We start from the raw sequence: 24,916 nt of genomic DNA, 5'->3' as shown, positions 1-24,916 counted from the left end.
ATTACATTCCTCCATTGTTATTATTTTTGTCTCCATGCTCCACGTCTGCGTTCATAACGTGGTCCATGAACTCCCATTAACTCTTCAATTTCACGAGTGGTTAGCTTTTCCTCTCGCTTTTTCTTCTGTTTCTTTTTCAATTGGTTCGATTGCTTCTTCCATTCACATAGTTGATCTTTTAGTGCCTTCATTTTCCTCATCCCCCTTGCAAAATAAGAAAGAGGACACCCTTTCTTAAAACAGCTGCATTGCTGTTCTAAAAATTGGTGTCCTCTAGTTTTCTAGCCGGACTGTATTTATTTCATGATGCTAGGTTGTATAAAAAGAAGAAGTTGATTCATACTATACATACGCCATCCAAGGGATCTTTTTCTTCACTATTACAAGTATGAGTAAGCGTGAGGAAATTTTCCCGTAAAACAGCTAATGAAAATTAGCTGTTTTTATTTTGCATACATTCGCAGTACTGAGGTATACCAAACGTACATTATTATGTTTTTTCTTATTCATTTGTCAGCATTCGTAGGAACTCTCACAACAGGGTTTCCCTTTTTCATTTAAATCCCTACTTCGAATTTAAACACCCTAAGACCACTTTAAACGTATTACTACTCATTCGATACCTACGACATTCTAAAAAGATTCAAATGCAAACTTGCCCTGTTTTATGAGGTCAATTTTTCTAAAACGAGATTTAACTCGCCTCCTTATCCATTTCCGGAATAATGCCTCGCTTTGCTAACATATCATGGATAAACAACCTACCCTTTTGCGTCCATCGTGTATTCATCTTTATAGATTTACTTCCATCCGAATGTGTGACATCAATCGTTTGTGATTTTGTATAGCCTTTATTCTGATGTTTGGCATACAGCAGCCATTGGTTGTTTACTTTGTACTGTACTTTTTCATCTTTTAGAATTTTATTCAACCGAACAGCAGACAACCCATAATCGGCTGCAATTTGTGAAACGGTTACTGTATCTTTTGACTGAAGAATTTGATCGAGGTATGTAATCTTAGATGCGTTTTCTGCGACTTGTTGGGTTAACATGAGATTCTTTTGTTCGGCCACTTGTCTTGCTTGTTGTTCGTGCTTGAGTTGAGATGCAAGACCAATCAATAAATCCGGGTCTTGTAGTAATGCGTTAATCGTCGGTGGCGTCATGTATACCCCATGTTTTCGAATCGTTGGAAGCACTTCTTCAAATACCCATTTTTCAAATTGTTCCGCTTGCGGGAGTTTGGATTTGACAATGAGACGGTAAAGATTGGGTTCATTGATAAATTTCTTTACCTGCTTACCACTATTAGTAGGGACTACCGTTTCGTTCACCCCTCCTTGTTTACAATGGTCTCTAATCGCTTTGTGCGGATTCGCATATCCAAGTACCTTCGCAACCTCTGTCGCTGGAAAGTACTCTTTTCTATCTTTGATAAGAATCTCTAAATTTCCAAACATATTATGCGCGAATGTTTGCAACTGCGTCATTTTTCATTCTCCTCGTCTTTACGAATATTCTTTTTCACGTTACACATACTATCTACGAGTCAGCTACACTCTTTCAAAACGGAGTTTTACCCCTCCGGACTGTTTAAGGACACGGCAGGTAATTTGGTCAATTACCTGCCATTTTCTATGCAAATAACGCTTTTGTTTAGTTTTACTCTTCAAAACTTCATCATACAAACTCATAAAAGTAGTTTATTTATTGCTTGTCTGCAACTTAATATCTGGAATAATTTCTTCCGGTCTAAACAGTACTTTGTAATGGTATGCATCTTCGTACTTAGCATCTGTTTGTTCAATGAAGTAACTTACATTATCACTTAATCCAAGGTAATGTTTCTTATATTTACCATCACCAGTCTTGCAAGTTACAGCTATCTTCTTCCCATCACCAACGTCTAAAGCGCATAATCCCTCAATACTTAAAAGGTATTTATCAGTTATACCATTGAAGAACACTACTCTTCGTTGAACCTCAAATGAATCAGCTGATTTAGATAAATTTTGTGAAACTGTATCTGCTTCTGTACTACAACCTGCTAAACCCGTTATTGCCATAATAGACATTAAACCTGTAATTATTTTCTTCTTCATTTTCCGCTCCCCATTTCTTAACAAAATTCAAATTTTATCGCTTAAACTTAACGGTAGCTGTTGTTTGTGTATGCGTTACCTTTCCATTTACCCAATATACAACTTGTTGTCCATATCTGCTTTCTGGCGGTTTTAAAAAAATGATTTTCCCATCTTCCACAATGTAGATGCCGTTCGTTTTCATGTCTATTTCACTTTTCATTTATGCCCGTTCTCCTTTGCATATGCTTGGCTATTACACGAAATACAAGACCTCTCTTGCTGGAAAACACCTTTAGTCCAGCTCCATAATTTCTTTCAACGTTCGATTGGACACATATACTTTAATGATTTGAATTCTCCCGTATGTTTCTACTGCCTTTTCTTTTGCTTCAGCCTCTGTATTTACTTCAAACCAACGTAACTTCTGCTTTTCATCTCGGTCAAAAAATTCTACTGCGTAAGTTGGTGTAACCAACTGATTGGAAAGGAATTGTTCAGAAGTACTGCGTGCGGCATAATCCATGGTTCCTACAACGTCTTCAAAGGTTAATTGTTTCATGCCCCTAACCCCAACGCTCTTTTTTCAATCGCACCTTTTCTTGCTAAATCCATAATAAGTAGCGCAACTTCGTCCGGATCTCTTTGTAATTTCTCACTGATTGCAAATATACTCTCATTGTTATTCCATGCCTCTTTCACTCGCCATACCTCGTCTTCATCCCAAAACATATCCATCTCCTCTAATGCAATATAGAGGTTGCGCCGTTCCTTCTTCATGTATTTTCGATTCTGTGCGGCCATCGTATAATTTTCTATCTGTAAATTTGTCCGTTCTCCCATTCACTTTTTCCTCCTATGTCGGTCTTTTTAAAATTTCGCAATCGATAATTTTCACCATGCATATGTAGCACTTCGGCATTTTCCATCATTCTGCTAAAATCTCGTTCCCCGTACATTCCCCCTAATTCTTTTACCGTAAAATTCGTAGTAAATAACGTACTTTTTCCAACACGGCTATCCACAATTTCATTCGTCTTCGTTTGTTTCCACGTTACGCCCTCTCTGTCCTTTTCTGTAAATTCCGCTCCAAAGTCATCCAGAATCAATACATCTACCTTTGCCAAGAGTGACATTAGTTTTCCTTCTGTCATATCGCTATTTTTATGCCATGTTTCCTTAATCTTTGTAAACAACATGTTCATCTGAATAAACAGTGCACTGTGCCCTCTTTTCATAAGTTCTTTTGATGCCGCTACACAAAGATGACTTTTTCCTATCCCATATCCGCCTGTAAGAATGCGACTTGTTGGTTCTGTTTGAGCAAATGTGTCTACAAAATGTTTCATGTCCTGTTTCGCACCCGATAACGATTTGTTCGGTGGTTTGTAATTTTCAAACGTTGCTTTTTTCAACTTCTCGTTGATTAAACTATGATCTGCAAACGAATCATACAAGTCTACAATTTCCTGTTTCTGCTTGATTCGTACTGTTTCTTCCGCTAACCGTTGGTCTTCCTGTTCCACTATCCTACAATGCGGACAAAATTCTTCTTTCGTTGCTAGATCCAGCAACATCCGTTTGTTACAAACATCTTTGAACTGATTTTGTCCAACTACAAATGTATTTTGGCATCGATTCGCTGACACGACATACTGTTTCGTCCACTCTTTAAAAGTCGTATGCTTCGATGAAGTAATTGTCTTTCCGAGCGATTGCATGACTCGTTCCTCCTCCATTTGGTCCGTTTGGATCCACTGCTACTTCGTTTACATAACTTTCAAATTTCGTTCCAAATAGCGTTTCTGGTCGTATATACTGATGCATACGTACATCGGTTATCCACTGCGCTGTTTTTTGATCAATGACTTTCTGGAAATCTGATAAAATAAATCCTTCTTTCCATCTCGCCTTGATTAATGTTCTGGTTTTCGTGGTTTGATGTTTAAATGATTTATTGGCTTTTTTATTCAAATACAAAATAATTTCTTCGTAGGGGATGGCCTCTTTTGACCCCGTTTTTCGGTCAGAAGACATTGTATCTTTTAATGTAATCTCTGTAGTAGTCTTTGTAGTAATCTTTGTTAAAGAATTTACCCTTTCGGTAAGTTCCATTTCACCCAAAGGTGCATTTGGAATTTCCCCAAAGGTCAAAATGGATTTTACCCTTTGGTTTAATTCAGAAATATTGAGTTGAATATGATGTGTGGGTGCCCCATTAAACTTAAACTTTTGCACCGTAACAAACCCTTTTTCTATTAATTTTTTTATCGCTCGGTCATATTGTTTGGGTGTAATGCGAATCTCGTCTCCCCAATCTTCTCGGCTTTTCGCAAGCCAAAATTCGCCGTTCTTTTTCACTTTCAATTTACTCTTTCCCTGCTCATTCGGCAGATACCAATACACAATTTGCCCTAGCAAAATTCCAGCTATTAAATCGCCTGTGATATCTACATAAGCATGACGTACTGTAAAACCATTCCTTGCGAAGGTTTCTAACTCAAATATCTGATCACTCATCTTCTCCCCTCAGTCCTTTCGCAAATTGCAAACCCATTCTCTATCCTTACGATGCGATATTCCGCATACCGAGTCGGTATACGTTCTATATATCGATGCGCCATTCTATCCATATCTCGTTCTGTCTTTTCTCCCGTATACACCCATGCTGGAAGTACAACCTTTATGTTGCTAGTTTCTGTGAGCATAGGATTTCTTCTCCTTTACTAACACACACTACTTTGTTATACTGGAAGAGCTTTCGGGTAACTTGATCTTTTTCCATTTGGTATCTTGCTCTATATTAGTAACTTGGATAGGAAGACCTGGTTTCAGGTCTTTTTGTCTTATTGGAAACATTGATATACAGACATTTTAGAATATATCTGTTATACTGGTTATGATGTGTGTTAATTCACATCAAATACTATGACTATGTACAGAAGAAGTCCTATTTATAGGGCTTTTTCGCATGTATCCCCCACTTCGGACAGCGCAATACCATGCACCCTCTCCACAACATCCGCATTCACACCGATACTTTTCAAGCGGTGAACAATTCCTTTTATGCGTTTACGTTCCTCATCATGCTTTTCTTTCGCACGATAGAGTGCCGCCAATTCCCTTCGGGCTAATCGAGCTTCTTTAATCCAGATGCAAAACAGATATGGGTCATTCTTTTGTAGTGCTTCAACTTGCTTCTTTTCACAATACTGTAAAAATCCATCGAGTATTTGTTTCTTTTCTAAGTCTTTTGTTAGGACTGATTTGGTCACACCAATTCCCTCTCTTCTTTACATACGATAACCTCTCACCATTTGGACACATTTCCCAGTGCTTTCTAGAAAAGGATTATGCTATATTAATCATGTCGAAATATTTCGACATGATTAAGTAAGCGTTTTACAAATAGACATTGATACCGCATTCTCATTACACCTACATTCATCGGTATCGAAAAGCCCTTTATTGGGCTTTTTTCTTTTTCAGCCATTATGCATAATTACATATTTTTTCTATATATTGATTCGAAAAAATTATGTTATAATACATTCGCGTACAAAACTCTTATCCCATATTGACGGCTCTAGCATTCCGCTAGAGTCCTTTTTTGTTCATACACCCTGCGTACTCGGAATGACTCGTATTGAGTTCGTATGACGATGTACTAAATGTAATTCGCCATCTACCTTCTTGTAGATCAACCAGTTATCTGGATTTAAGTTATACGAGTTGATATGTATCTTCTCTCTCTTCGTTGGTCGTTTACCATTTTTCATGCTTGTCCTCCCTCTATTTTTCAAACAGCTCATCCACTGTTGTTTTGAAATATTTTGCTAGTTTTTGAGCTTCTTTGAGGGTGAAGTCACGTTTGCCAGATTCTTTTAAGTAATACGTTTGCTGGTGCATGTTCACCATTTTTCCAACTTCCTCTTGCGTCATGCGTCGCTCTTTTCGAGCGATGAATAGGTTTTTGTTCATGGTACCCTCCTACTATGGATAACTTTTAGAGACGTCTTTTTTAGAGACCTTAACTTCAAAAAAATACTCACTTTGTCAATTCATCAATAGTCATTCCATATAAACCTGCCAATAGAGATAACTTAAATAATTTAGGTTCACGTTTGCCAGTTTCCACTTGAGAATATGAGTTTCTACTTGTATAACCCATTATCTTAGCAACTTCATTCTGAGTTAAACCTTTAGACAATCTAAGTTCCTTGATTTTCTCCGTATCCAATTTCATTTTTTATCATCCTTTACTCATATCGTTATTTAGAATATACCACACAGGTCTCCTTTTGAGAATACCCTGATTTACAAAAAAATAATATTTTTATAAAAGGTTGTCATTTAGAGAACATGTTTGTTAAAGTATACCTTATACACCCTTATTATAATTTTGTAAGATAATTGATTAAATAAAATGAGGTGCTCAAAAATGGATTATAAATTAATCAGTAGACGGATTAAGGATATACGAACGAATGTATTGCAGCTAAGTCAACGTGAATTTGCTGAAGTTTTAGGCATGCAAAGTCGATCAGCTATTTCAATGTGGGAAAACGAGGATAGTAAAAAATGCCCTTCAAAAAAAATGAGCTTAAAAATCGCTAAACTGGCTAATATTTCCGTTTCGTATGTATTAGGTGAATCTAACGAAAAAAGTCCTGAACTTGCTGTACAAGATGAATGGATGCAACTCATGTCACAAGTTAAATCTAAAACACCTGAAAAACAGAAAGAACTTTTGGAACTTATTCAAAACTTAGTTAAAATAACAGGCGATTGATAGCTTTAGTTGCTACCAATCGCCTGTTTTATTTTCGACAATACTTCAAAATACTCAAAATCCCCTTCTTTTACATTCTCTAAGATGTGCAATAAACTCTCTCCTATTTCTGCTACTACATTTTCAACGTTTTTATCTTCCATTCCTAATACCCCCGTTCTCTATATTTTTTGGTGAATACTAGGTGACAACTTTTTATTGACCCCCACACAAAAAATTGTCACCCTTTAAACGCACTGAAAGCCGCTACACAGTAGCGACTTTCTTTTTTATAGTTACTTATTTCACTTAACTTCCCCCGGGATCGTGTACAGCCATTCTTACTTCTTGTTTTACTTTTTTGTGTTGTTCTATTTTCTCAGCGTGTATTAAATCTCCATTCATCCCTATTACTCCCAAAACTACCAGAAATATAGATATCACCCGTTTCACGTCAGCACTACCCCTTCCCTATTTAATACCATTTTATACATTTGTCCATAAAAACTCAACCCTGCTAATTCAAAATCCAATAGTGCCTGTTTAATGCCCTCCATGTCTCCGGTACACATTGAATATGAAATACGTTGGAACGGCGAAAAACCTTTTTTCTTTAACTCCTCAAATATTGATAGGCCTAACTCTCGATTTCCGAAAAGACATTCATATGTCGCCCTTTCATTCGGATGAAGTAAAGTTACATCAATTTTATCAATATTGATATTATTATGTATACGCACATGAGCTAAAGTTGTATGTAACGCTATCGACTTTTGAACTTTTTGAGTAACATTAATCTCTTTCAATGATTCTGTAGCCTGAACCAAAAGTGTCTCAGCTGTCTTAGGACAATCTATTTGATACCCTTCGCCAAGCCCACAAATTGCTGTACACTTAATCATAGGGACATCTACTTCCGAATTTATAATGCTATTAAACATTCTCCTACTCTGTTCTAATTCAACCCTCCATAAATGCATATATGCAATCCTCTCATCTGCTAACATGCGCAGATAATTTTTGATACGGCCTTCTTCAAGAAGGTTCAAATTCGATTCAACTTCATCTATATATTGAATTATTGCATTGTTATTAGGCCTATCTGCTAAAGCTAACATATACAAGATATTAACCATAACTTGGACGTGTGGATTAGCAGAGAATTGAGTCTCTCCAAGAGTTTTATATAGTGCCTGTCCTCTCAATTCATTTTTATTACGTTTGTTAAATAATTTGTAAATTGTAAAATAAATTGACAAACTAGCATTGCCTTTGTGTTTATCCAGAATTTTATTCATTAAAGTGTATTCGCCTTGCACCTGACTGTAAATTAACCCAACGATAGTATTAGATGGCTGCATACAAGAAGAGAAATATTCTCTGGTAATCTTTCGTTTCGCTTCCGCATTATCATATAAAAAGTTTGTAGCTTTGAAAAATACCTCCACATCCATTTCACTTCCGCCAGCTATCCCCTTGCGGAAAGTTTCTCGACATACACCTAACTTTATCGCAAACTGTCTCCTCGAAAAACCTGCTGAATCGATTCTTGAAAGCAATTGATTCATTACCTTTTGCAAATGATTTCCTCCTTCCTTAAAACATAACTCCACCATCCTATTTTCTCAACCTCGAAACTGCACTACGAATGATGAATGTATGTTAAACTGAGAAGGAACTCGTATGTAGCGAAGTGTTTGTCCTAAGTTAGTAGGATGAACGGTGATAGAGGTTTTTGTCATGGGCACCTCTTACACACGCTCTGCGAGTTTTTATGTTTTGATTTAATTGTTTTTTATGATTATTCCGTCTATTATTTCGACAGAAATCCCTAAAGTTGTACCTACACCCAATTTTAGCACGAACTCACATTCTATTCCACCTTCAAGTTTATTTCTCAATATAATTTAAAAGAAATTTATTGTTTTTTCATAATATTACCTTGGAACATTTTCTGTTTATAATGAATAACGGTTCATTTTCGTTACATTCTACTAAAATCAATGCTGAAACCAGCCAATTTTTAAAAATCGAACCCAACCATTTACAAGTAATATCCATTTATTAAGAATACAGAATTTTAAACTTTCTCAAATTACTTCAACTTATGATATGTTATAATAAGTTTTATAGTTATCCGTTCCACACAAGCGGTATGTTATATATGTGATTAAAATTAAAGTGGTTCAAGTCGAAGAAAGGCTCTCAATTTATTTTGAGGGTCTTTTCTTTTGGTAACAAACAAGTTATACTCTAATCAATAAATCGAATTATCAATCTTTTCATATACAGGAGGGATTCCCTATGGTGATTTACAAAGATAAAGAACGAGGAACATATTTTTTCGTTGTCAGAGTTCGACAGTTTGATGGTACTCAAAAACAAGTGAAACGTCGTGGTTTTAAAACAAAAAAAGAGGCACGTGAAGCCGAAGCGAAGATGTTAGTTGAAAAAGAAACAAACTCAAGCTTAACATTTGCTCAAGTTGCAGATAGTTATTTTAATTGGTATTGTCAGAGGAGAAAGCAATCGTCTATTAATGTGATTAAGAATGTCATATATAATCATTTACTTGATGAATTTGGAAAAGTGAAAATCGATCAGATTACAACAAAAAACATAATGAACTACCAAAATAAAATCATTAATAACTATTCTGCTGAATTTTTAAAGAAAATACATACAATACTTTCAGCAATATTTAATTTTGGTATAAAATTTCACGGTTTAAACATCAATCCCGCTAAAATCGCTGGGAATTTCGAAAAAGAATCAAATAAACGCATGAATTTTTGGGAATTTAACGAATTTAAGCAGTTTATAAGCATTGTGGAAGATTCCATTTTTAAAACATTCTTTTCCACACTCTATTACAGCGGGGCACGAAAAGGAGAACTTCTAGCTTTAACATGGGAAGATATTAATTTTACAGAACAAACAATCAGCATCAATAAAACTGAATATAATCGACAAGTCACAAAACCCAAAACAAAAGCTTCAAATCGAAGTATTATGTTACCGAAAACTGTAATAAACTTACTAAAAATGATAAAAAAAGAAGCTGCATTAGCAGCACCTATTAAAAATGATTACGTTGTTTTCGGTACATTTTACGACAGTATTTCAACCACAACTTTAGATAGAAAGTATTCGCAGTACGTAGATAAAGCAAAAGTCAAAAAAATTCTACTTCATGAATTCAGACATTCCCATGCATCTTACTTAATAAATAAAGGCGTTAGTCCACTTGTAGTAGCCCAACGCCTAGGTCATTCAGATGTAGCAACAACTTTAAATACTTATAGCCACTTATATCCATCAAAACAAACCGAAGTAGTTGCTTATATGGAAGAAGATCTGATATAATAGTTACCAAATCAATACCACAACCGCTTAAACTGTTGATATTACTACATAAATGGAGACGGTGGGAGTCGAACCCACGTCCAAAAATATCGGCACTTAAGCTTCTACGAGTGTAGTCGATATATTAGCATTTCGCGAACTCTTCGGCCTATCGACAGGCTTCCAAGTTGCTAGTCTGATTGTTCTCTTCCTTCGCCCTCAGACGGCGAACTCCGGCGTAGTCCACTTAGTTTGAGTCCCTTACCCTACCACATGGACGATGGAGGGAGGAACCTTTAGTGCAATTAAGCAGCTAAAGAAAGATTGTTTTGTTTGCCAATTATAGGCTTTGACGTTTTAACGAGGCCGATCCCCTCGACTCGCAACCTAAGCTCGAACTATCCCTGTCGAATCCGTAACGTCCCCATGATAAAAATGGAGCATACGAAGAAAATATCGTGATAGCTACTAAGAGCTGTTTTTCAATGTGCAACAACCTTACATAAGTTATTATATCATACGCGCGCCGTTTTACAAATGTAAATATCTGTATTACATCTTTTGGCGATCACGGAACACGCGTGCAATTTCACGTTTCGCTTCTTTCTCTTTTAAATCGTGACGTTTATCATATTGTTTCTTACCTTTTGCTAAACCAAGTGCCATTTTTGCAAATCCATTTTTCAAATAGATTCTAAGTGGAACTAATGCGTAACCTGTTTCTTTTGCAGCGCCCGCTAGCTTATCAATTTCTTTTTTATGAAGAAGTAATTTTCTCGTACGAAGTGGATCATGGTTGAAACGATTCCCTTGTTCGTATGTATTAATGTGCATATTATGAACCCATACTTCACCGTTATGTATACGTGCAAACGCATCTTTCAAGTTCACGCGACCAGCGCGAATCGACTTAATTTCCGTTCCTTGAAGGACAAGCCCTGCCTCGTATGTTTCTTCGATGAAATAATCATGAAATGCTTTTTTATTTTGTGCAATAACCTTACCTGTACCCTTTGGCATATAACGTCCCTCCTCTATTTTTACTATTGTAACAAATGTTAATAAAAAGCGAAAGTGGCTCGCTCAGAATGTGAGGTGGATGGAGCTTCTGACCTTGAGGCGCTCTTTGCCTCTCGGGAAGAAGTGAAGCCGCCAAACATTCTAGCCACTGTAGCTGGATTCCATTAGAAAGCGAAAGTGGCTCGCTCTCAAGCCACTAATAAAAAAAGAAAAAGCCTCGCTTTTCATCAAAGCGAAGCCATCCTTTTCTTACTTACGCTTTTTCTTTTTCTTCTTGAATCCTGGTACGTTTTCGAAGAATCCTTTTTTCTTCTTGCCATTACCATCTTTTTTCCCTGGCTGACTAGCAGACGTGGATGCTGTTGCTGATGCGGATCCTCTTCCTGTGCTTTTACCTTTGCCACCACGGTCAAACTTTCTACCTGTGCCACGTTCACCGCCGCGCTCATTACTGCGCTCGCTACGTCCACCGCGTTTCTTTCTGCCTGTTCTTGGCTGCTCGATAACGACTGGACGATCTTTGAACTTACGACGAGGTGTACCTTTCATGCCAACGATTTCAAAGTCGATTGCACGCTCGTCTTTATTTACGTTAATAACACGAATTGTAATTTCGTCACCGATGCGGAATACGTTTCCTGTACGCTCTCCGATCATAGCGAAATGCTGCTCGTCATAACGGTAGTAATCATCCGTTAAGTAGCTAACGTGTACAAGACCTTCAATTGTATTTGGAAGCTCTACGAATAAACCGAAGTTTGTTACAGAGCTAATCATACCGTCATACTCTTCACCGATCTTATCAACCATATACTCTGCTTTTTTCATCTCATCTGTTTCACGCTCTGCTTCAACAGCACGGCGTTCCATATTAGAAGAGTGCTCTGCAATCTCAGGTAATTTTTCACGCCATTTTGCTTGCGTTTCATTGTCGACTTTACCATTAATAATGTATTCACGAATTAATCTATGAACGATTGTATCTGGGTAACGACGAATTGGTGATGTGAAATGTGTGTAGAACTCAGTTGATAAACCGAAATGCCCTAAACTATCCGCATCGTAACGAGCTTGCTTCATAGAACGAAGCATAACCGTTGAAATAACTACTTCTTCAGGCTGTCCTTGAACCATTTCAAGAATTTGTTGCAGCGCACGAGGGTGTACTTCATTCGCACGTCCTTTTACCGCATATCCGAAGTTCGTTACAAACTCGAAGAAACGCTCAAGCTTATCTTCTTTCGGATCTTCATGGACACGGTACATAAACGGTACGTTCATCCAGTGGAAGTGCTCTGCTACTGTTTCATTCGCAACAAGCATAAATTCTTCAATTAACTTCTCTGATACAGAACGATCGCGCATAACAACATCAGTCGGTTTTCCTTCTTCATCTACTAATACTTTCGCTTCTTTAAAGTCAAAGTCAATTGCACCACGGCGCATACGTTTTTCACGTAGAATTTGTGCCAATTGACCCATCTCTTTAAACATCGGTACTAATGGCTCATAACGCTTAATTAACTCTTCGTCCTCATCTTCTAAAATGCTTCTTACGTCAGCATACGTCATACGCTCTGTCGTTTTAATCACACTTTGGAAAATCTCGTGTTTAACAACATCACCTAAGTTGTTGATTTCCATTTCACAAGATAATGTCAGACGGTCTACTTTCGGATTTAATGAGCAAATACCGTTAGATAGACGATGTGGAATCATCGGAATTACACGGTCAACAAGATACACACTCGTCGCTCTTTCCGCTGCTTCTACATCAATTGGAGAACCTTCTTGAACATAATGACTTACATCCGCAATGTGAACACCAAGCTTGTAGTTACCGTTCTCAAGCTTCGTTACTGTAACAGCATCATCTAAGTCTTTCGCGTCTGCACCATCAATCGTTACAATCATTTGATCACGTAAATCACGACGATCCTTTAAATCTTCTTCTGAAATCGTTTCTGGTACACTGTTTGCATGCTCCATCACTTCTTCAGGGAATGCTAAAGGTAAATGATGTTTATGAATGACAGATAAAATATCTACTCCTGGATCATTTTTATGACCTAGAATTTGAATAACTTCACCTTCTGCGCTTAAACGGTTTTCTGGATAGCTCGTAATTTTCACAACTACTTTATGACCTTCTACAGCACCCATTGATGCACTTTTCAAGATAAAGATATCACTCGTCCAGCGCTTATTGTCAGGTATAACAAATCCAAAGTTTTTCGATTCTGTATATGTACCAACAAGTTCTTTCGTTCCACGCTCTAAAATGCGTACAATTGAACCTTCTTGACGTGAACCGCTCGATTGAGAACTAAGGCGTGCTAATACTGTATCGCCATGAAGTGCACCGTTTAATTCTGTAGGAGGGATGAAAAGATCATCGTCTCCAGTTTTCTTCTCTTCTGGCACAACGAAAGCAAAGCCACGTGCATGTCCAATTAACTTACCTCGTACTAAATTCATCTTTTCAGGAAGACCGTATCGATTACTACGTGTACGAATAACAAGTCCCTTCTCTTCCATCATTACAAGTGCTTTTACAAAATCTTTAAAGCCCTCAGAACCTTCAATTCCAAATGCCTCTTCTAACTCTTGTATCGTTAGCGGTTTATACGCTTCTTCTCTCATAAATAATAACAACTTATCAATATGTTCTTGTGTGATTTCTTCCAAGCAAAAATACCTCCTTTAAAACCTTATATTATTTAGTGTATCCGAAAGATAGGGGATGTATAAAGCGAAACTTCAATACTCCCCTTATGATTTTTACAGTTTTCACAAAAAATTCCTTATGAAAAAAAGAGGCAACTAGATCTTACCAATCTATTATACATAAAACTTTATCTTCCAAAAAACGCAGCAAACAGCTATATCATGCAGTTTTGTACTATATCCAAATTTACAAATAGCAACATATTTCTGGTTATTTAATGCCATTTTGTTACCGCAAAAATTCAAAATGAAACTAATAAAAAATAAAAGAGCACAGCGTGTATAAAAGGTGTTAGAGCACCTTTTATACCGTCCGCCTAACCTAACTAGGCAAACACTTGCTGTAACTCTTCATGTACCTTATTTTATCGTACATAAGGGTCTCCTCGCAACAGTTTGCTTACATTTTGTGGCATTCTGTTGCTTTTTTATTTTCAAAGGAGACGAGCCCTTATGAAAAAGAAACAAGTAATTTCAATTATTGCAAGTGAAGAAACATACGAAAACTTAACATCCTTTCAAACTCTCAAGGAATTAAATGACACTGTGCGAGCATATAAAAAACAATATAAATTAAATAAAAACCAAATGGCAGTACTCGATCATTTACACCACTATTCCGCTAAGTACCTTGGTGTTTCTTTTAAAACCAAAAATAACATTGCGGACGCACTTCATATTAGCCGCAGAACAGTTATTCGTGTATGCCAATACTTAGAATCCCTTGGTATTATTAAACAACTCGAAATGAAACGTAAGAGCGATAGGAGACAAACGAGTAATGTTATTGTGATTCAACCTATTCATACAGACGTACAACTTGTCACACCCAAACCAGCTAAAAATGCTGAAATTTGTCACACCCCAAAAACAAAATCTATTTCTTTAAAACAAGAGAGTAAAAAGATAAATAAACGTAAAGAGGGCGTTTCACAATCTATTCCACAGGATTCAGATTTCATCGATTACCGTGTACCATCATCTATGCGTGGGAAATTAGGACATGCTTTTGATTCAAAAGTGATTAATGAGTCTTTCAAAAATGCGAGCAACATCGCGAAAAAGGCTGCCAAGAAATGTAGTTTACTAGCGGATACAGATATCTTCCACAACCTTCTTGCGAATGCTTCTTCTGTCCTGTTCTCTAAAACGCATGGATATGAGCATAACGGTACGTTGATGAGAAATCCGATTGGCTACTTTACACGCACGTTTAAACATATGGTCTATGACTATATCGATAGCTTTAAGGAGATACATATTCTTGCAGATCGTAAGACAAATTTTGATGCTCGTAATGCGTTATTTTTGCAAATGACTGGTGAATAATCTTACTTCCGAATCGCTATTTGATTCATAAAATCATGAATCGATCTCGCCTGAAATACGTGGAAATTTGTCGAGTAGATGTCGTAGTGTGTATCTGTAATCACGAGAAGGGATGGAAAATATTTTGCTTGCTTCGGTTGCCATGGTTCTTGTTGCCATTTTAAGCTATAAAAATATGCTTCATACCGATTCAATTTTTCTTTCATCATCGCTTGGCTATAGATAGACCGTTGGACCTCGATGAAAAATGGGGACTGTCTCCAGATTGCGAATGCATCAGGTTCCATATATGCTTTACTGTATTTGGGTTCAACCTTAAATAATTTCGGTTGTTCGTACTGCAACAGTTGTTTATAAACATCCACAATAGCGAGGAAATGCGGAATCTTTTGACTTACCTTTCGAAGTGTACTCGGTTGCGGGAAATAAATATATGGTTGCTGGGAAACCTCTGCTTCCACACTTCCGTCCCGTCTTAATCGTTTCATCACTGCATTGCAACACGTAACAGCTTTCTTGAGTCCTTGAAAATGCAAATCAATAATATCATCACGGGACATGCATCGAAAACGGTGTAAATCTTTCAGAATGGCTTGATCTCTACTCTTCATGGTTCAACACTCCAAACACAGGAATTTTTTCTTGTTGCTGATTTGAAATCATGTATTTATCCTTTGGTACACGATACGGTTCTATCATTTGTTTCGCTTTGTTTAATGCTAAATATGGCGCTTGCACTTTCTGTAATCCATTTAGCTTTAGAATCATTTGTCCTGACTGCTCTAGCTGTTCCGCTCCAGGTGTACCCATGATATTGCTATTAATCGAATCGGCACATTTAAAGCCCATCCGAACCGTCATGTTGAGTTTGAGCTTCCCATCTAATACCTTTGCATCAGGACGTTGCATGGACAGCATCAAGAAGACACCTAGTGCCCGACCAACTGCCGATATTTTTTCTATTGTCGCCATACACTCTTTTTCATCTTGTAGCATCGCTACTTCATCAATCGCTAACAGAATAAAGGGTTTCTGTTTATCGGGATGTAATGTGTTGTATTTGTCAATATGATCTATTTCATATTCTTCCATGAGCTTTCTACGTTCCCTGATTTCATTCCACACGTTTTGAAGCATGCTCTTCATTTCATGTTCTTCCATGCATACTTCTTTTACATGTTTGACTCGTCGTAAGAAATGAAATTCCGAGTTCTTCAAATCGCCTAGATATAAATGCAAGGTATCGGGCAACATGGTTTGAATCAATGTGGACAATACAACACGCACCATACTACTTTTTCCGCTCCCTGTTTCTCCCGCAATGAGGAGATGCGGTGAATTTGCATCCACCATATCGTACACAATCATTTTGCCAAACTGGTCTCGACCAACTACAACTGGAAGACGATATTTTTTTAATAGCGGCTGCCAGTTTTTATAGCTGTACTCATATGACTCTAATCCTGCGCTAGAATGAAATACATGAAGAACAAACTTCTTAATATTCCCCTCAATTGCTACATTCCGTCCCAGTATTTGTTGAAAACAAAACCATTTCTTTTCTATACTCTGCGGGTCTAATCCATTGGGAACAGTAAATACATATCTCACACGCTCTGTCGAGGAAGATACATCATGAATCTTCGGATAAATTGGGATTTTCCCACCTCGTGTTTGATGCTCCGTATATAAACCAGCCTTTTGAAATACCTCTATCAGCTGATGTTTTAAAGACCTTTTCTGAAACCATTCGTGTAGTATTCCCATGAAGAACCTCCTAGAACATGATGACAATGCGAATGAATGCATAAGCGATGAAGCCCACTCCGCCCAATTTAACACCATAATACATCACATCCGAACATAATTTGGCTGCTGCTATCGAATCGTTTTGCACAAGATATTTTTCTAACAGGACTCCTCCAATTAAAACCCCTCCCATTACTCCTAACGCCAGATATGTATTTACGATTGCATCCGACATATGAAGAAATGCTAATGGACTCCATGCATGATATTTCTGTATTTGCATCTCTTTCTTTTTATATGATTCACTCATAAAATCCCGAAAGGGAATGACTTGTTTTTTCATAAACATCCACTCAGCCCCCTCGGTTATTTTTTATCGTATTCCGCACAAGATTCCGAACAATATTTCTTTCCATTCCCTCTCCAAAATAACCATTCCGACAAAAGACATTTACAATACTCACACATTTCTTGTGACGATGCTCTTTTGATGTTCCACATAATTGCTCCCTCTCCCTTTTTAACAGAATGAAGAAATGTAGGTATGATACAACTTGAAGCACCCATTACCATGGTACGGTTTGAGGTAACTGGTACGTCCATTACCAAGGTAATTCACCCTGATACATCATATTGTGGAGGGCTTGGACAATATTCATCATTTTTGGGGTTTTATTTTTAATGAAAAGTGGACATGACTGTATGTAATAAATTAATGAGGTGAAAATGATGTGGGGTTTAGGAAAAAAACGGACAAAGCTAGGAAAATTTTTAGACAAACATAATATCGAACAAGAATGGCTTGTACGAAAATCAGGGCTAGGAAGAAATACAATTGGAGAACTCGCTAATAATTTTGAAAGGTCACCTACTCAAAAAACAATGCAAAAAATATTAAAAACCCTTCGAGAAGTTGATCCTAGAATAAAAGCAGATGACTTTTGGGATATGTAAACGCAAAAAAGCCGTCTCCCAAAAGGAAACGGCTCTCTGCAGGTTAACCATTCAATTATAAAATGGAATAGTTAGAATATACCATATTTAAATATATCCGTCAATAACGAGTTCTAATTTACCACGTTAGTGGATATACTATTTATGATTCAAAGCGTTACCTCCATTTATAACACCTTCAACTGAAGAAGGTGTTTTTTGTTCTATTTCAGATTCATTAATCATATACCTATAGTGCTGACTTCCGTAAAATATTTTAATAAGCGATTGAGCATTCTCTCCCAACCTGAGATTGCTCTTTTTTAGTTGTGGCATATTTTCACATCTCAGCACATATATTCTATTACTCCTAGCGCTAGGCATACACAAAAAGGAATTCTGGTTCAGCACCTCGGAATGCCTTTTACATATTTTCACACGTTATTGCATATACTTATACCACATGAGGAAAACATCAACGATTTTCTTCACCCGAAGAGCCCCTTCTTCTCACTCCACAGCGGGCTCTTTATTTCTGGATATACACAAAAAATCCGCCTCCAAAAGGAAACGGATTTCTTATAACAATTCATTTAGAGTAATTTCATAAAAAATATACTATATGGAAATGTAACAGTCAATAATAATAAGTTCTATTCTCCGCTAATATAGAATATACTATACATGACATCTAGAGAATCACCATATGAAAGACACCTTTACCTAGGGAGGGGAAGGTGTCTTTTTGTCTTTACAGCATAATAAACACTTTAGAAGCATATAATAAACTGCTCCTGGCATGATGCCTTTCTATACACAGAAAAAGCACTCCGGCCTCACCACCCTGGAGTGCTTTTTCATTTTTTAGTTACACAACATCATTTTCTATATATGGTGGTTCAAGAGAAAACACTATAGCAGAGTACACCTTGGTCACGTATACTCTGTTTTTTATTATCATATTTTCCCCATAACTACATAGACATAGTATAGAACACCAATACGGGGATAGTATATCTTATAATGTTCTACTCATATGATCACTCCATATGAAGCGAGTTCTCTTTATTTAGGGGGACTCGCTTTTTTCCTTATAATTCCCTATGTCTCGTTAGGATTCCCCATTTTTCGTTATTCAACCTTTTATTTTTTTCAATACACTTCATCTTCCTTAATCCTTATAATTAAATATAAAACATCCTATATGAGGGGGAGAAGAATTGATTGTCAAACTACCTATTGCACTTTTATTGCTATTGTTAGCTGTCATCTGGTTATTCATCGGATATTACTTGAGAATTTCACTACTATTAGGATTAGGTTTCGGGGTTATTTTCGGTGTCACCATCCTGCTATTACCTGATATATTAGAGTGGATTATAAAAGAAGATATATCTGAAGAAATGTTTCATTTTTAGAACAAGGAGGCGCAAACCTCCTTGTTTCCTTTCACATACACATAGGCTGTTTTGCTGTTATACTATGTGTATCCTTTAAAATTGTGCAATTTATCTCTCAAACCTCACATACTCTCCAGACACCCATTGGTCTCCGCCAACATTGTACCACCCATTTTGAATGCCCCAAGATTGATATCGTTCGCCTCGGTACACATTCTTCACAATACCATAATTCGTTCCTGGTCCTGTACGAACACGCAATACATCGGCTGTAATTGTCACGACACCTACACCATTGGTAGACGGTTGTGTAGATGTACCCGCACCATTATGATTAGAACCGCCCGTAACAATTTGTCCAGTCAAAGCGTATACGATTGAATTCGCAACCTTATCCACATTCCATTTCTCCATATCCGCATCGTTATCGATAAATCCTAATTCAATTAAGATAGCTGGGGCTTTTGTCCCTCGAAGTACAGCCAGGTCTTTACGCTCTTTCGCACCACGATTAGACCAACCGATATCTTTCGATAATTGAGCTGAAACCTTAGCAGCTAGCGCTTGTTGGTCGTAGTATAAGACCTCAACGCCATTAGCAACACTATTGAATGCGTTCAAGTGGAACGAAATGACCAAGCTAACATCATGCGAGTTACATTTCGCTACAATATTATTCAAATTCTGCGCTTGCGTAGAGCCGGTTTCATCCGTATCGTCATACACTGTATGACCTAGTGCCCGTAACCTGTCTGCAACCGCATCTTTCACCTGTCGATCCATGATGTGTTCTTTTCTATTCCCCCAGTTTGCACCTTGTACAATACGATTGTGACCACCATGTAAACTATATGTAGCCATTACTCCACATCCCCTTTCTCATTTCCTTCATGATCTGACCAAATCCCTAATGCAATTCCTACCGTTAACAAGTAAGGTGCCAATTCATCCAAAAACGTTTTCGCCTCTGATAAACCAAATTTCGCACATACAAAACCAAGTAATGAAAAAACCGCAACCCATGTTTTCCAGTTGCGGAATCGTTTTTTAATATTTTCTTTTGACAAATTCATGTTTAGTCATTCTCCTTTTCGATTGTATCTAAGCGTTTATGCGCTTGTTTGGTACTTTCCTCCACTCTCGTAACCCGTTCTCCTAGTGCTACCATTTGTTTTTCACTGGCTTTCAAATCAATGCGTATGTCATCCACTCCTTTCCGGATATATCCCAGTTCTGCTTTTACTTCTGCACTCTGTTGTCCATCTGATTTAATCGATTTTGATTTGTTCAGTGCATAGCCAAAATAACTGATAGCGAGTGATAGGACGGCAATCAGTGCACCAATTTCAATGCTCATGTGTTTCAACTCCTTTCCAAAAAAAAGAGAGACTCTTGTCCCCCCTTGCATACATACAATTATCTTAAAATCCGCCTTTTAGCACCAATCCTAAAACTGCCATGATTACAGAACTAATCACAATTCGTAAAATCCATGTGGTATTCATGCTAATTTTTTCTAATTGCTTATTGATTGTGGAAATATCCTTTTCGTTTATCGTTGTCCGCGTTTCTAAGTTACGAATATCTCGCATGATTTCCTTTTGTTCTGCTTTTAAATAATCTATTTTTACTTGTAAATCTTCCATACCTTCACATCCTTAGTGATTTGAATCCAACAATCTCTATATCATATGAGACAACCCCCTTCACTGTGATTCACTAGAAGGCTCTTCTCTATAAAAGCCGTATTTTATTCAAAATCCAAATCTATTTCTGCACACCTAGCGTATCCTTTCACGATTTCACCTTCTTCCTTTCTACAGATACATCCCGTTAATGATAATAAAGCTGGAAGCACTTCTTTTTGTTTGACAAATGATATCACCATTCCAAGCAATATTCACGGCGCACGGAGAATAGGTTGCACCACCTGTCGTATCATATACCGCTGTAACAGTTGCCCAATAGGCAGGCTTCATAAACTCAGGCAATGAGCCAATAACCGCCCCTGCTTCTGTACTCCCGCCTTCTACAAGCCCTTGTATATGTTTCCATCCAAACTGGTCTATTCCATAAAAAAAGGAATTTCCACTGCCATTAGAATGAAAGCCATTTTTAAAGTTCGTAAATCCTTGCATGAACTTTTTGGTCTCCTCCGCCATATCCTCTACAAAGCCTACTTTCTTCCCGCTATAAGAAAGTGTACCATCGTCTTTGAATTGCAGATATTTCTTGGTGACTGCATTCCCCATATATACTCCATTCGTCCCGATACCAACAATCGCTTGGTTTGCTGTTCCTTCTATCATCCATTCCTTTGTCTTTACTTGGACCTTGTCTAACATGGTGTTATTCGTTCCTGTGACATTCAGATTTTTCGCTTTTCCATCTACCGTACCGCTTTCCACGGTATTCCAATCTTTCTGCGGAAGAAATCGAAATCGTCCGGATGGATTCGAAACTTGCAACGGGGATTCCACTCCCTTATGGTCGATGACAAGCGGTCCCGTCATGGTATCTCCGACTTTTTTCACCACACCATTTGCCGCAATACTTGCACCTAACTCCTCAATTTTTTTATTGGTCTTCAGGTATTGCTCGTCTATATACGGCGTGATTTCTTTGATTTTTTGATTGGTTGTCTCAAACTGACTTTGTATATACGGCTTTAACTCACCTATTTTTTTATTCGCGTCATCCATTTCTTTTCGATACCCCTTTACACGCTCCATTGCCCCATCAAACTCAGAAATATAGTTTTCTATTTTGATATTTCCTTCTTTTACATCACGTCTTAATGTAATACGAATGTCTGGTGTACTCATTCTTTCTGTACCTTTTTCCATCACAAAATAAGCTGTCCAATCATCCGATGTGGAAACAGCTTGTGTTGATAATGTATAGACGAACATACCATTCTTTGCATCTACGATTTGTGCATCATCACGTATACATCCTCCTGTATGATTGGTCGCTTCATATTTCACTGCATAGCCTGTTAAATCGATAGGTTGCCCCTTTTCTCTTACATATACCGTAAGCTTCAACCCGTTTGTATCATTTTGCCTGGAACGAATGATTTTTGTAAATACAGGCTCTGCTACATCTATCATGATTTCCTCATTTCGCATAACTACACCTCTTTCTAACTTGTCCTTTTCACACATCTAGGTGGTCTTCTCTGCCGCTTTTTCTTATTCCGGTGTTTTACATTTCCTTTTCGTGGTATCGGCTCCATTTCTTCCAATCTCGCATCTGTTTTTGTCACATATTCTTGAAACGCTCTTGTTACCTGCGATGTCATCGAATACAGACTCACTCCCGAATCCGTGGACTCATCCGGAATCACCCTTCCATAGTACGTTTCAATCGCTTCCGTTGTAATGGTCGGTTCTCCCTCTGTTCGATTCATCCGCTTTTCGTAGAGCTTCGGCATATCCACTTTCAGATTATACGCTTTGATATCCCAATCCATAATCTTGTCTAACATGCTATCTTTCACATCTCGTATATTTGTTTTATATTTCCTCTTAGAAGAAACTTTAAAATCAGATGCTAAAACACCGTTAAAATACGTCCCTAATCCACTTTTCACTTGCACATAGGTACTTTCATAATTTCTATTATTCCGTAATAAAATGTTCTGAAATACGATGTCACTATCTCCACCAGGTGACTGTTTCAAATCCACAACCCGGTCTCCATTTTGACGGAAGCTAAATCCTTCTTTTGCCGTGAAATACGCACCACCGGCTTTACTTTCCAAGAAGAGATTATTTTTGCTTCTCAAAGAAGCATACGAGTCTTTTGACTCCAGTTCTAGGCTTTGATCCGATCTGAATTCCGCATGTCCATTTTGATTAAACGCCAGTAATGCCGAAAAAGAGACTCTTGTCGGATCACCATTTTGATATCCATTCGATATGCCGATACCTCCCGAACTAGGCGAACCTTCCAGTTGATAAACCAACACGGCACCTCGCGTTGCTGTTATATCATTATTGCCACCTAATACAATTGTGGGTTGCATAGTATGATTTTTAGTAACTACTCAGCTTCCTCACGGAGGCTTTTTTCATTTACTAGTCTGATATGTACTTTTTGTGTGAATACTAGATATATCAGACAAGGAGGTGGTATTTATGTTGAAAAAACAAGAAATTCTAGCTGTCTATCAAAAGGGACCTCAAGCTATTTACGATTTTGTTCATCAATTAGAAAGTCAAATACAGAATTTAAAAGAGCGTATAGAAGAATTAGAAAATCGTTCAAAAAAAAACTCTACAAATAGTCATAAACCACCCTCTACAGATGGTTTTCGTAAGCCTATTACAAAAAGTTTGCGAAAATCATCCCAGCGTCAAACCGGTGGCCAGTTGGGCCACAAAGGACATACACTTCATTTGACAACGACTCCTGACAATATGATTACCTATTCTCCTACGCATTGTATTTGTTGTCACACGTCCTTAAAACATGAACCTGTAAAAGGATACCGCATTCGCCAAGTGTATGATTTACCACCTATCCTGATAGAAGTCACAGAACATAAAGTGGAACAAAAAGAGTGCCCACATTGCCATTCTATCCAAGAATCCCAGTTTCCCTCTACTGTCTCTCGTCCTGTTCAATATGGTCCAAATATAAAAACACTGATTCCTTATTTAACACATTATCAATGCCTTTCTTTGAAACGAACAAAAGAATTCTTTCAAGATTGTTTTGGACATTCGATAAGCGAAGGGACGTTAGTCAATCATACCCATGCTTTTTCTGCTCAATTGCGGCCGTTTCTCGAAGAAGTAAAAGAACAGATTCTGCAGTCTTCTGTTGTCCATTTTGATGAAACCGGTATGCGAGTAGAAAATAAAACACAATGGTTACATACTGCGAGTACACCGGAGGTGACATTTCAACATATTCATGAAAAACGCGGAAAAGAAGCGATGGATGCAGGTGAAATCTTGCCTTCTTTTTCTGGAATTGCTATGCATGATGGGTGGAAACCGTATGATGTGTATACAGATTGTCGTCATGTTTTATGTAATGCCCATCTCTTGCGAGATTTGCAAGGGATTATAGATAGTACCGGAGAAACATGGGCACAACAAATGAAAGAATTCCTTACACAAGCTTTGACAATAAAAAAGCAATACAAGGGAAATATTCCAGAAATAGAGAAAAAGAATCTGTTTGCCGCATACCAGGCCATATTGAAAGGCAAACAGGTGCCTTCTGCAGAACAAAAAAAGAAAAGAAAACAGACGCCTTCTCAAAATTTATGGAATCGCTTTGCTAAGTATGCGGACAGAATTCTAGCGTTCTTAGAAAGTCCAGATATTCCATTTGATAACAATCAAGCGGAGCGAGATATTCGGATGACGAAAGTCAAACAAAAAGTGTCTGGGACGTTTCGAAGTAAGGAAGGTGCAGAATCATTTTGCCACATACGTAGTTTTATGAGCACCATGAAAAAACAAAATCAATCAGTATTACAAGCGATAAGTCAGGTGTTAAAAACCGGAACGGTTCCTTGGAATACCACTCTTTCGTAAGAGA

The 24,916-nt window shown here is 37.5% G+C and carries 32 protein-coding genes and 1 other RNA gene; 6 read left to right on the top strand and 27 right to left on the bottom strand.

The window, feature by feature from the left end; all coding sequences use genetic code 11:
* Window positions 1-20: 20 nt before the first annotated feature.
* The 13 genes from MHI28_RS20890 to MHI28_RS20830 form a co-directional block, all read right to left on the bottom strand.
* Window positions 21-191 (bottom strand): hypothetical protein, encoded by a 171-nt coding sequence (locus tag MHI28_RS20890; protein WP_084746281.1) that lies wholly within the window; start codon window positions 189-191, stop codon window positions 21-23.
* Window positions 192-694: 503 nt separating this feature from the next.
* Window positions 695-1,492, bottom strand: coding sequence for a phage antirepressor KilAC domain-containing protein (locus MHI28_RS20885; protein ID WP_340828273.1), 798 nt, complete (start codon window positions 1,490-1,492; stop codon window positions 695-697).
* Between the two features lie 213 nt (window positions 1,493-1,705).
* The gene (locus MHI28_RS20880) at window positions 1,706-2,104 is read right to left on the bottom strand and encodes a beta-sandwich lipoprotein (RefSeq protein ID WP_340828272.1); all 399 of its coding nucleotides are present in this window, start codon (window positions 2,102-2,104) and stop codon (window positions 1,706-1,708) included.
* Between the two features lie 34 nt (window positions 2,105-2,138).
* Window positions 2,139-2,306, bottom strand: coding sequence for a DUF3954 domain-containing protein (locus tag MHI28_RS20875; protein WP_069356486.1), 168 nt, complete (start codon window positions 2,304-2,306; stop codon window positions 2,139-2,141).
* A gap of 72 nt (window positions 2,307-2,378) precedes the next feature.
* On the bottom strand, window positions 2,379-2,645 hold the full coding sequence (locus tag MHI28_RS20870; RefSeq protein WP_340828271.1) for a hypothetical protein: 267 nt from the start codon (window positions 2,643-2,645) through the stop codon (window positions 2,379-2,381).
* A complete protein-coding gene (locus tag MHI28_RS20865) occupies window positions 2,642-2,926 on the bottom strand; it encodes a helix-turn-helix domain-containing protein (RefSeq protein WP_340828270.1) in 285 nt (94 codons plus the stop codon). Before MHI28_RS20865 ends, MHI28_RS20870 begins: the two co-directional genes overlap by 4 nt.
* Entirely contained in the window at window positions 2,899-3,804 is a 906-nt protein-coding gene (locus tag MHI28_RS20860) for an ATP-binding protein (protein ID WP_340828269.1), read from the bottom strand. The genes MHI28_RS20865 and MHI28_RS20860 overlap by 28 nt, the downstream gene beginning before the upstream one ends.
* Window positions 3,755-4,603 (bottom strand): conserved phage C-terminal domain-containing protein, encoded by an 849-nt coding sequence (locus tag MHI28_RS20855; protein ID WP_340828268.1) that lies wholly within the window; start codon window positions 4,601-4,603, stop codon window positions 3,755-3,757. Before MHI28_RS20855 ends, MHI28_RS20860 begins: the two co-directional genes overlap by 50 nt.
* Entirely contained in the window at window positions 4,600-4,791 is a 192-nt protein-coding gene (locus MHI28_RS20850; protein WP_340828267.1) for a hypothetical protein, read from the bottom strand. The genes MHI28_RS20855 and MHI28_RS20850 overlap by 4 nt, the downstream gene beginning before the upstream one ends.
* A gap of 246 nt (window positions 4,792-5,037) precedes the next feature.
* Window positions 5,038-5,358, bottom strand: a complete 321-nt coding sequence (locus MHI28_RS20845; protein ID WP_340828266.1) for a hypothetical protein — start codon at window positions 5,356-5,358, stop codon at window positions 5,038-5,040.
* A gap of 339 nt (window positions 5,359-5,697) precedes the next feature.
* On the bottom strand, window positions 5,698-5,862 hold the full coding sequence (locus tag MHI28_RS20840; RefSeq protein ID WP_176116590.1) for a DUF6906 family protein: 165 nt from the start codon (window positions 5,860-5,862) through the stop codon (window positions 5,698-5,700).
* 13 nt (window positions 5,863-5,875) lie between these two features.
* Window positions 5,876-6,064 carry a helix-turn-helix transcriptional regulator gene (locus MHI28_RS20835; RefSeq protein WP_078186945.1) on the bottom strand — a complete coding sequence of 63 codons (189 nt, stop codon included), beginning with the start codon at window positions 6,062-6,064 and terminating at the stop codon, window positions 5,876-5,878.
* A gap of 67 nt (window positions 6,065-6,131) precedes the next feature.
* Complete coding sequence (locus MHI28_RS20830; RefSeq protein WP_078186944.1) at window positions 6,132-6,329, bottom strand: helix-turn-helix domain-containing protein; 198 nt, start codon at window positions 6,327-6,329, stop codon at window positions 6,132-6,134.
* 195 nt (window positions 6,330-6,524) lie between these two features.
* Here MHI28_RS20830 and MHI28_RS20825 point away from each other — a divergent pair, with 195 nt between their 5' ends.
* Window positions 6,525-6,875: a helix-turn-helix domain-containing protein gene (locus MHI28_RS20825; protein ID WP_340828265.1), complete on the top strand. Its 351-nt coding sequence runs from the start codon at window positions 6,525-6,527 to the stop codon at window positions 6,873-6,875.
* A gap of 5 nt (window positions 6,876-6,880) precedes the next feature.
* Here MHI28_RS20825 and MHI28_RS20820 read toward each other — a convergent pair whose 3' ends face one another.
* Together MHI28_RS20820 and MHI28_RS20815 are read right to left on the bottom strand one after the other, a co-directional pair.
* Complete coding sequence (locus tag MHI28_RS20820) at window positions 6,881-7,018, bottom strand: hypothetical protein (RefSeq protein ID WP_176116588.1); 138 nt, start codon at window positions 7,016-7,018, stop codon at window positions 6,881-6,883.
* 285 nt (window positions 7,019-7,303) lie between these two features.
* Window positions 7,304-8,434, bottom strand: a complete 1,131-nt coding sequence (locus MHI28_RS20815) for an AimR family lysis-lysogeny pheromone receptor (protein WP_078186942.1) — start codon at window positions 8,432-8,434, stop codon at window positions 7,304-7,306.
* Window positions 8,435-9,158: 724 nt separating this feature from the next.
* Here MHI28_RS20815 and MHI28_RS20810 point away from each other — a divergent pair.
* A complete protein-coding gene (locus MHI28_RS20810; protein WP_340828264.1) occupies window positions 9,159-10,220 on the top strand; it encodes a tyrosine-type recombinase/integrase in 1,062 nt (353 codons plus the stop codon).
* Window positions 10,221-10,270: 50 nt separating this feature from the next.
* On the opposite strand, the gene ssrA is transcribed toward MHI28_RS20810, so the two are convergent.
* The 3 genes from ssrA to rnr form a co-directional block, all read right to left on the bottom strand.
* Window positions 10,271-10,625: a transfer-messenger RNA gene (ssrA, locus tag MHI28_RS20805) on the bottom strand.
* Window positions 10,626-10,751: 126 nt separating this feature from the next.
* On the bottom strand, window positions 10,752-11,219 hold the full coding sequence (smpB, locus tag MHI28_RS20800) for an SsrA-binding protein (RefSeq protein ID WP_001123917.1): 468 nt from the start codon (window positions 11,217-11,219) through the stop codon (window positions 10,752-10,754).
* Window positions 11,220-11,468: 249 nt separating this feature from the next.
* Window positions 11,469-13,907: a ribonuclease R gene (gene rnr, locus MHI28_RS20795; RefSeq protein WP_000391343.1), complete on the bottom strand. Its 2,439-nt coding sequence runs from the start codon at window positions 13,905-13,907 to the stop codon at window positions 11,469-11,471.
* Window positions 13,908-14,399: 492 nt separating this feature from the next.
* On the opposite strand from rnr, the gene MHI28_RS20790 reads away from it, so the two are divergent.
* A complete protein-coding gene (locus MHI28_RS20790; protein ID WP_127064174.1) occupies window positions 14,400-15,275 on the top strand; it encodes a cytosolic protein in 876 nt (291 codons plus the stop codon).
* 2 nt (window positions 15,276-15,277) lie between these two features.
* On the opposite strand, the gene MHI28_RS20785 is transcribed toward MHI28_RS20790, so the two are convergent.
* Genes MHI28_RS20785 through MHI28_RS20775 form a run of 3 tightly spaced genes read right to left on the bottom strand, consistent with a single transcriptional unit; the run spans window position 15,278 to window position 17,373 of the window.
* On the bottom strand, window positions 15,278-15,886 hold the full coding sequence (locus tag MHI28_RS20785) for a replication-relaxation family protein (protein ID WP_060852437.1): 609 nt from the start codon (window positions 15,884-15,886) through the stop codon (window positions 15,278-15,280).
* Window positions 15,876-17,042: an FtsK/SpoIIIE domain-containing protein gene (locus tag MHI28_RS20780; protein ID WP_127064175.1), complete on the bottom strand. Its 1,167-nt coding sequence runs from the start codon at window positions 17,040-17,042 to the stop codon at window positions 15,876-15,878. The genes MHI28_RS20785 and MHI28_RS20780 overlap by 11 nt, the downstream gene beginning before the upstream one ends.
* Window positions 17,043-17,052: 10 nt before the next feature.
* The gene (locus MHI28_RS20775) at window positions 17,053-17,373 is read right to left on the bottom strand and encodes a hypothetical protein (protein ID WP_060852439.1); all 321 of its coding nucleotides are present in this window, start codon (window positions 17,371-17,373) and stop codon (window positions 17,053-17,055) included.
* 380 nt (window positions 17,374-17,753) lie between these two features.
* Here MHI28_RS20775 and MHI28_RS20770 point away from each other — a divergent pair, with 380 nt between their 5' ends.
* Together MHI28_RS20770 and MHI28_RS20765 are read left to right on the top strand one after the other, a co-directional pair.
* A complete protein-coding gene (locus MHI28_RS20770) occupies window positions 17,754-17,978 on the top strand; it encodes a helix-turn-helix domain-containing protein (RefSeq protein WP_060852440.1) in 225 nt (74 codons plus the stop codon).
* A 1,199-nt stretch (window positions 17,979-19,177) separates the two neighbouring features.
* Window positions 19,178-19,375 (top strand): hypothetical protein, encoded by a 198-nt coding sequence (locus MHI28_RS20765; protein WP_127064176.1) that lies wholly within the window; start codon window positions 19,178-19,180, stop codon window positions 19,373-19,375.
* A 90-nt stretch (window positions 19,376-19,465) separates the two neighbouring features.
* Here the strand turns inward: MHI28_RS20765 and MHI28_RS20755 are convergent, their stop codons facing one another.
* The 6 genes from MHI28_RS20755 to MHI28_RS20730 form a co-directional block, all read right to left on the bottom strand.
* Window positions 19,466-20,218 carry an N-acetylmuramoyl-L-alanine amidase gene (locus MHI28_RS20755; protein ID WP_127064177.1) on the bottom strand — a complete coding sequence of 251 codons (753 nt, stop codon included), beginning with the start codon at window positions 20,216-20,218 and terminating at the stop codon, window positions 19,466-19,468.
* On the bottom strand, window positions 20,218-20,430 hold the full coding sequence (locus MHI28_RS20750) for a hypothetical protein (protein WP_429861217.1): 213 nt from the start codon (window positions 20,428-20,430) through the stop codon (window positions 20,218-20,220). Before MHI28_RS20750 ends, MHI28_RS20755 begins: the two co-directional genes overlap by 1 nt.
* Window positions 20,431-20,432: 2 nt before the next feature.
* Complete coding sequence (locus MHI28_RS20745; protein WP_065485712.1) at window positions 20,433-20,714, bottom strand: hypothetical protein; 282 nt, start codon at window positions 20,712-20,714, stop codon at window positions 20,433-20,435.
* A gap of 64 nt (window positions 20,715-20,778) precedes the next feature.
* Window positions 20,779-21,003, bottom strand: a complete 225-nt coding sequence (locus MHI28_RS20740; protein WP_065485713.1) for a hemolysin XhlA family protein — start codon at window positions 21,001-21,003, stop codon at window positions 20,779-20,781.
* Between the two features lie 171 nt (window positions 21,004-21,174).
* Window positions 21,175-22,488: a BppU family phage baseplate upper protein gene (locus MHI28_RS20735; protein WP_236828797.1), complete on the bottom strand. Its 1,314-nt coding sequence runs from the start codon at window positions 22,486-22,488 to the stop codon at window positions 21,175-21,177.
* 14 nt (window positions 22,489-22,502) lie between these two features.
* Window positions 22,503-23,330, bottom strand: a complete 828-nt coding sequence (locus MHI28_RS20730) for a tail fiber domain-containing protein (protein ID WP_340828449.1) — start codon at window positions 23,328-23,330, stop codon at window positions 22,503-22,505.
* 169 nt (window positions 23,331-23,499) lie between these two features.
* Here MHI28_RS20730 and tnpC point away from each other — a divergent pair, with 169 nt between their 5' ends.
* Window positions 23,500-24,912 carry an IS66 family transposase gene (gene tnpC, locus MHI28_RS20725; RefSeq protein WP_197233369.1) on the top strand — a complete coding sequence of 471 codons (1,413 nt, stop codon included), beginning with the start codon at window positions 23,500-23,502 and terminating at the stop codon, window positions 24,910-24,912.
* Window positions 24,913-24,916 lie beyond the last annotated feature (4 nt).

It is taken from the genome of Bacillus sp. FSL K6-0268 (assembly GCF_038005425.1).
Classification (GTDB): domain Bacteria; phylum Bacillota; class Bacilli; order Bacillales; family Bacillaceae_G; genus Bacillus_A; species Bacillus_A thuringiensis_S.
This window is presented reverse-complemented; position numbering and strand designations above follow the sequence as displayed.

Coding starts and splice junctions, on each gene's coding strand:
- MHI28_RS20890 (WP_084746281.1), bottom strand. CDS start 191: ATGAAGGCACTAAAAGATCAACTATGTGAATGGAAGAAGCAATCGAAC.
- MHI28_RS20885 (WP_340828273.1), bottom strand. CDS start 1,492: ATGACGCAGTTGCAAACATTCGCGCATAATATGTTTGGAAATTTAGAG.
- MHI28_RS20880 (WP_340828272.1), bottom strand. CDS start 2,104: ATGAAGAAGAAAATAATTACAGGTTTAATGTCTATTATGGCAATAACG.
- MHI28_RS20875 (WP_069356486.1), bottom strand. CDS start 2,306: ATGAAAAGTGAAATAGACATGAAAACGAACGGCATCTACATTGTGGAA.
- MHI28_RS20870 (WP_340828271.1), bottom strand. CDS start 2,645: ATGAAACAATTAACCTTTGAAGACGTTGTAGGAACCATGGATTATGCC.
- MHI28_RS20865 (WP_340828270.1), bottom strand. CDS start 2,926: ATGGGAGAACGGACAAATTTACAGATAGAAAATTATACGATGGCCGCA.
- MHI28_RS20860 (WP_340828269.1), bottom strand. CDS start 3,804: ATGCAATCGCTCGGAAAGACAATTACTTCATCGAAGCATACGACTTTT.
- MHI28_RS20855 (WP_340828268.1), bottom strand. CDS start 4,603: ATGAGTGATCAGATATTTGAGTTAGAAACCTTCGCAAGGAATGGTTTT.
- MHI28_RS20850 (WP_340828267.1), bottom strand. CDS start 4,791: ATGCTCACAGAAACTAGCAACATAAAGGTTGTACTTCCAGCATGGGTG.
- MHI28_RS20840 (WP_176116590.1), bottom strand. CDS start 5,862: ATGAAAAATGGTAAACGACCAACGAAGAGAGAGAAGATACATATCAAC.
- MHI28_RS20835 (WP_078186945.1), bottom strand. CDS start 6,064: ATGAACAAAAACCTATTCATCGCTCGAAAAGAGCGACGCATGACGCAA.
- MHI28_RS20830 (WP_078186944.1), bottom strand. CDS start 6,329: ATGAAATTGGATACGGAGAAAATCAAGGAACTTAGATTGTCTAAAGGT.
- MHI28_RS20825 (WP_340828265.1), top strand. CDS start 6,525: ATGGATTATAAATTAATCAGTAGACGGATTAAGGATATACGAACGAAT.
- MHI28_RS20820 (WP_176116588.1), bottom strand. CDS start 7,018: ATGGAAGATAAAAACGTTGAAAATGTAGTAGCAGAAATAGGAGAGAGT.
- MHI28_RS20810 (WP_340828264.1), top strand. CDS start 9,159: ATGGTGATTTACAAAGATAAAGAACGAGGAACATATTTTTTCGTTGTC.
- smpB (WP_001123917.1), bottom strand. CDS start 11,219: ATGCCAAAGGGTACAGGTAAGGTTATTGCACAAAATAAAAAAGCATTT.
- MHI28_RS20790 (WP_127064174.1), top strand. CDS start 14,400: ATGAAAAAGAAACAAGTAATTTCAATTATTGCAAGTGAAGAAACATAC.
- MHI28_RS20785 (WP_060852437.1), bottom strand. CDS start 15,886: ATGAAGAGTAGAGATCAAGCCATTCTGAAAGATTTACACCGTTTTCGA.
- MHI28_RS20780 (WP_127064175.1), bottom strand. CDS start 17,042: ATGGGAATACTACACGAATGGTTTCAGAAAAGGTCTTTAAAACATCAG.
- MHI28_RS20775 (WP_060852439.1), bottom strand. CDS start 17,373: ATGTTTATGAAAAAACAAGTCATTCCCTTTCGGGATTTTATGAGTGAA.
- MHI28_RS20770 (WP_060852440.1), top strand. CDS start 17,754: ATGTGGGGTTTAGGAAAAAAACGGACAAAGCTAGGAAAATTTTTAGAC.
- MHI28_RS20755 (WP_127064177.1), bottom strand. CDS start 20,218: ATGGCTACATATAGTTTACATGGTGGTCACAATCGTATTGTACAAGGT.
- MHI28_RS20750 (WP_429861217.1), bottom strand. CDS start 20,430: ATGAATTTGTCAAAAGAAAATATTAAAAAACGATTCCGCAACTGGAAA.
- MHI28_RS20745 (WP_065485712.1), bottom strand. CDS start 20,714: ATGAGCATTGAAATTGGTGCACTGATTGCCGTCCTATCACTCGCTATC.
- MHI28_RS20740 (WP_065485713.1), bottom strand. CDS start 21,003: ATGGAAGATTTACAAGTAAAAATAGATTATTTAAAAGCAGAACAAAAG.
- MHI28_RS20735 (WP_236828797.1), bottom strand. CDS start 22,488: ATGCGAAATGAGGAAATCATGATAGATGTAGCAGAGCCTGTATTTACA.
- tnpC (WP_197233369.1), top strand. CDS start 23,500: ATGTTGAAAAAACAAGAAATTCTAGCTGTCTATCAAAAGGGACCTCAA.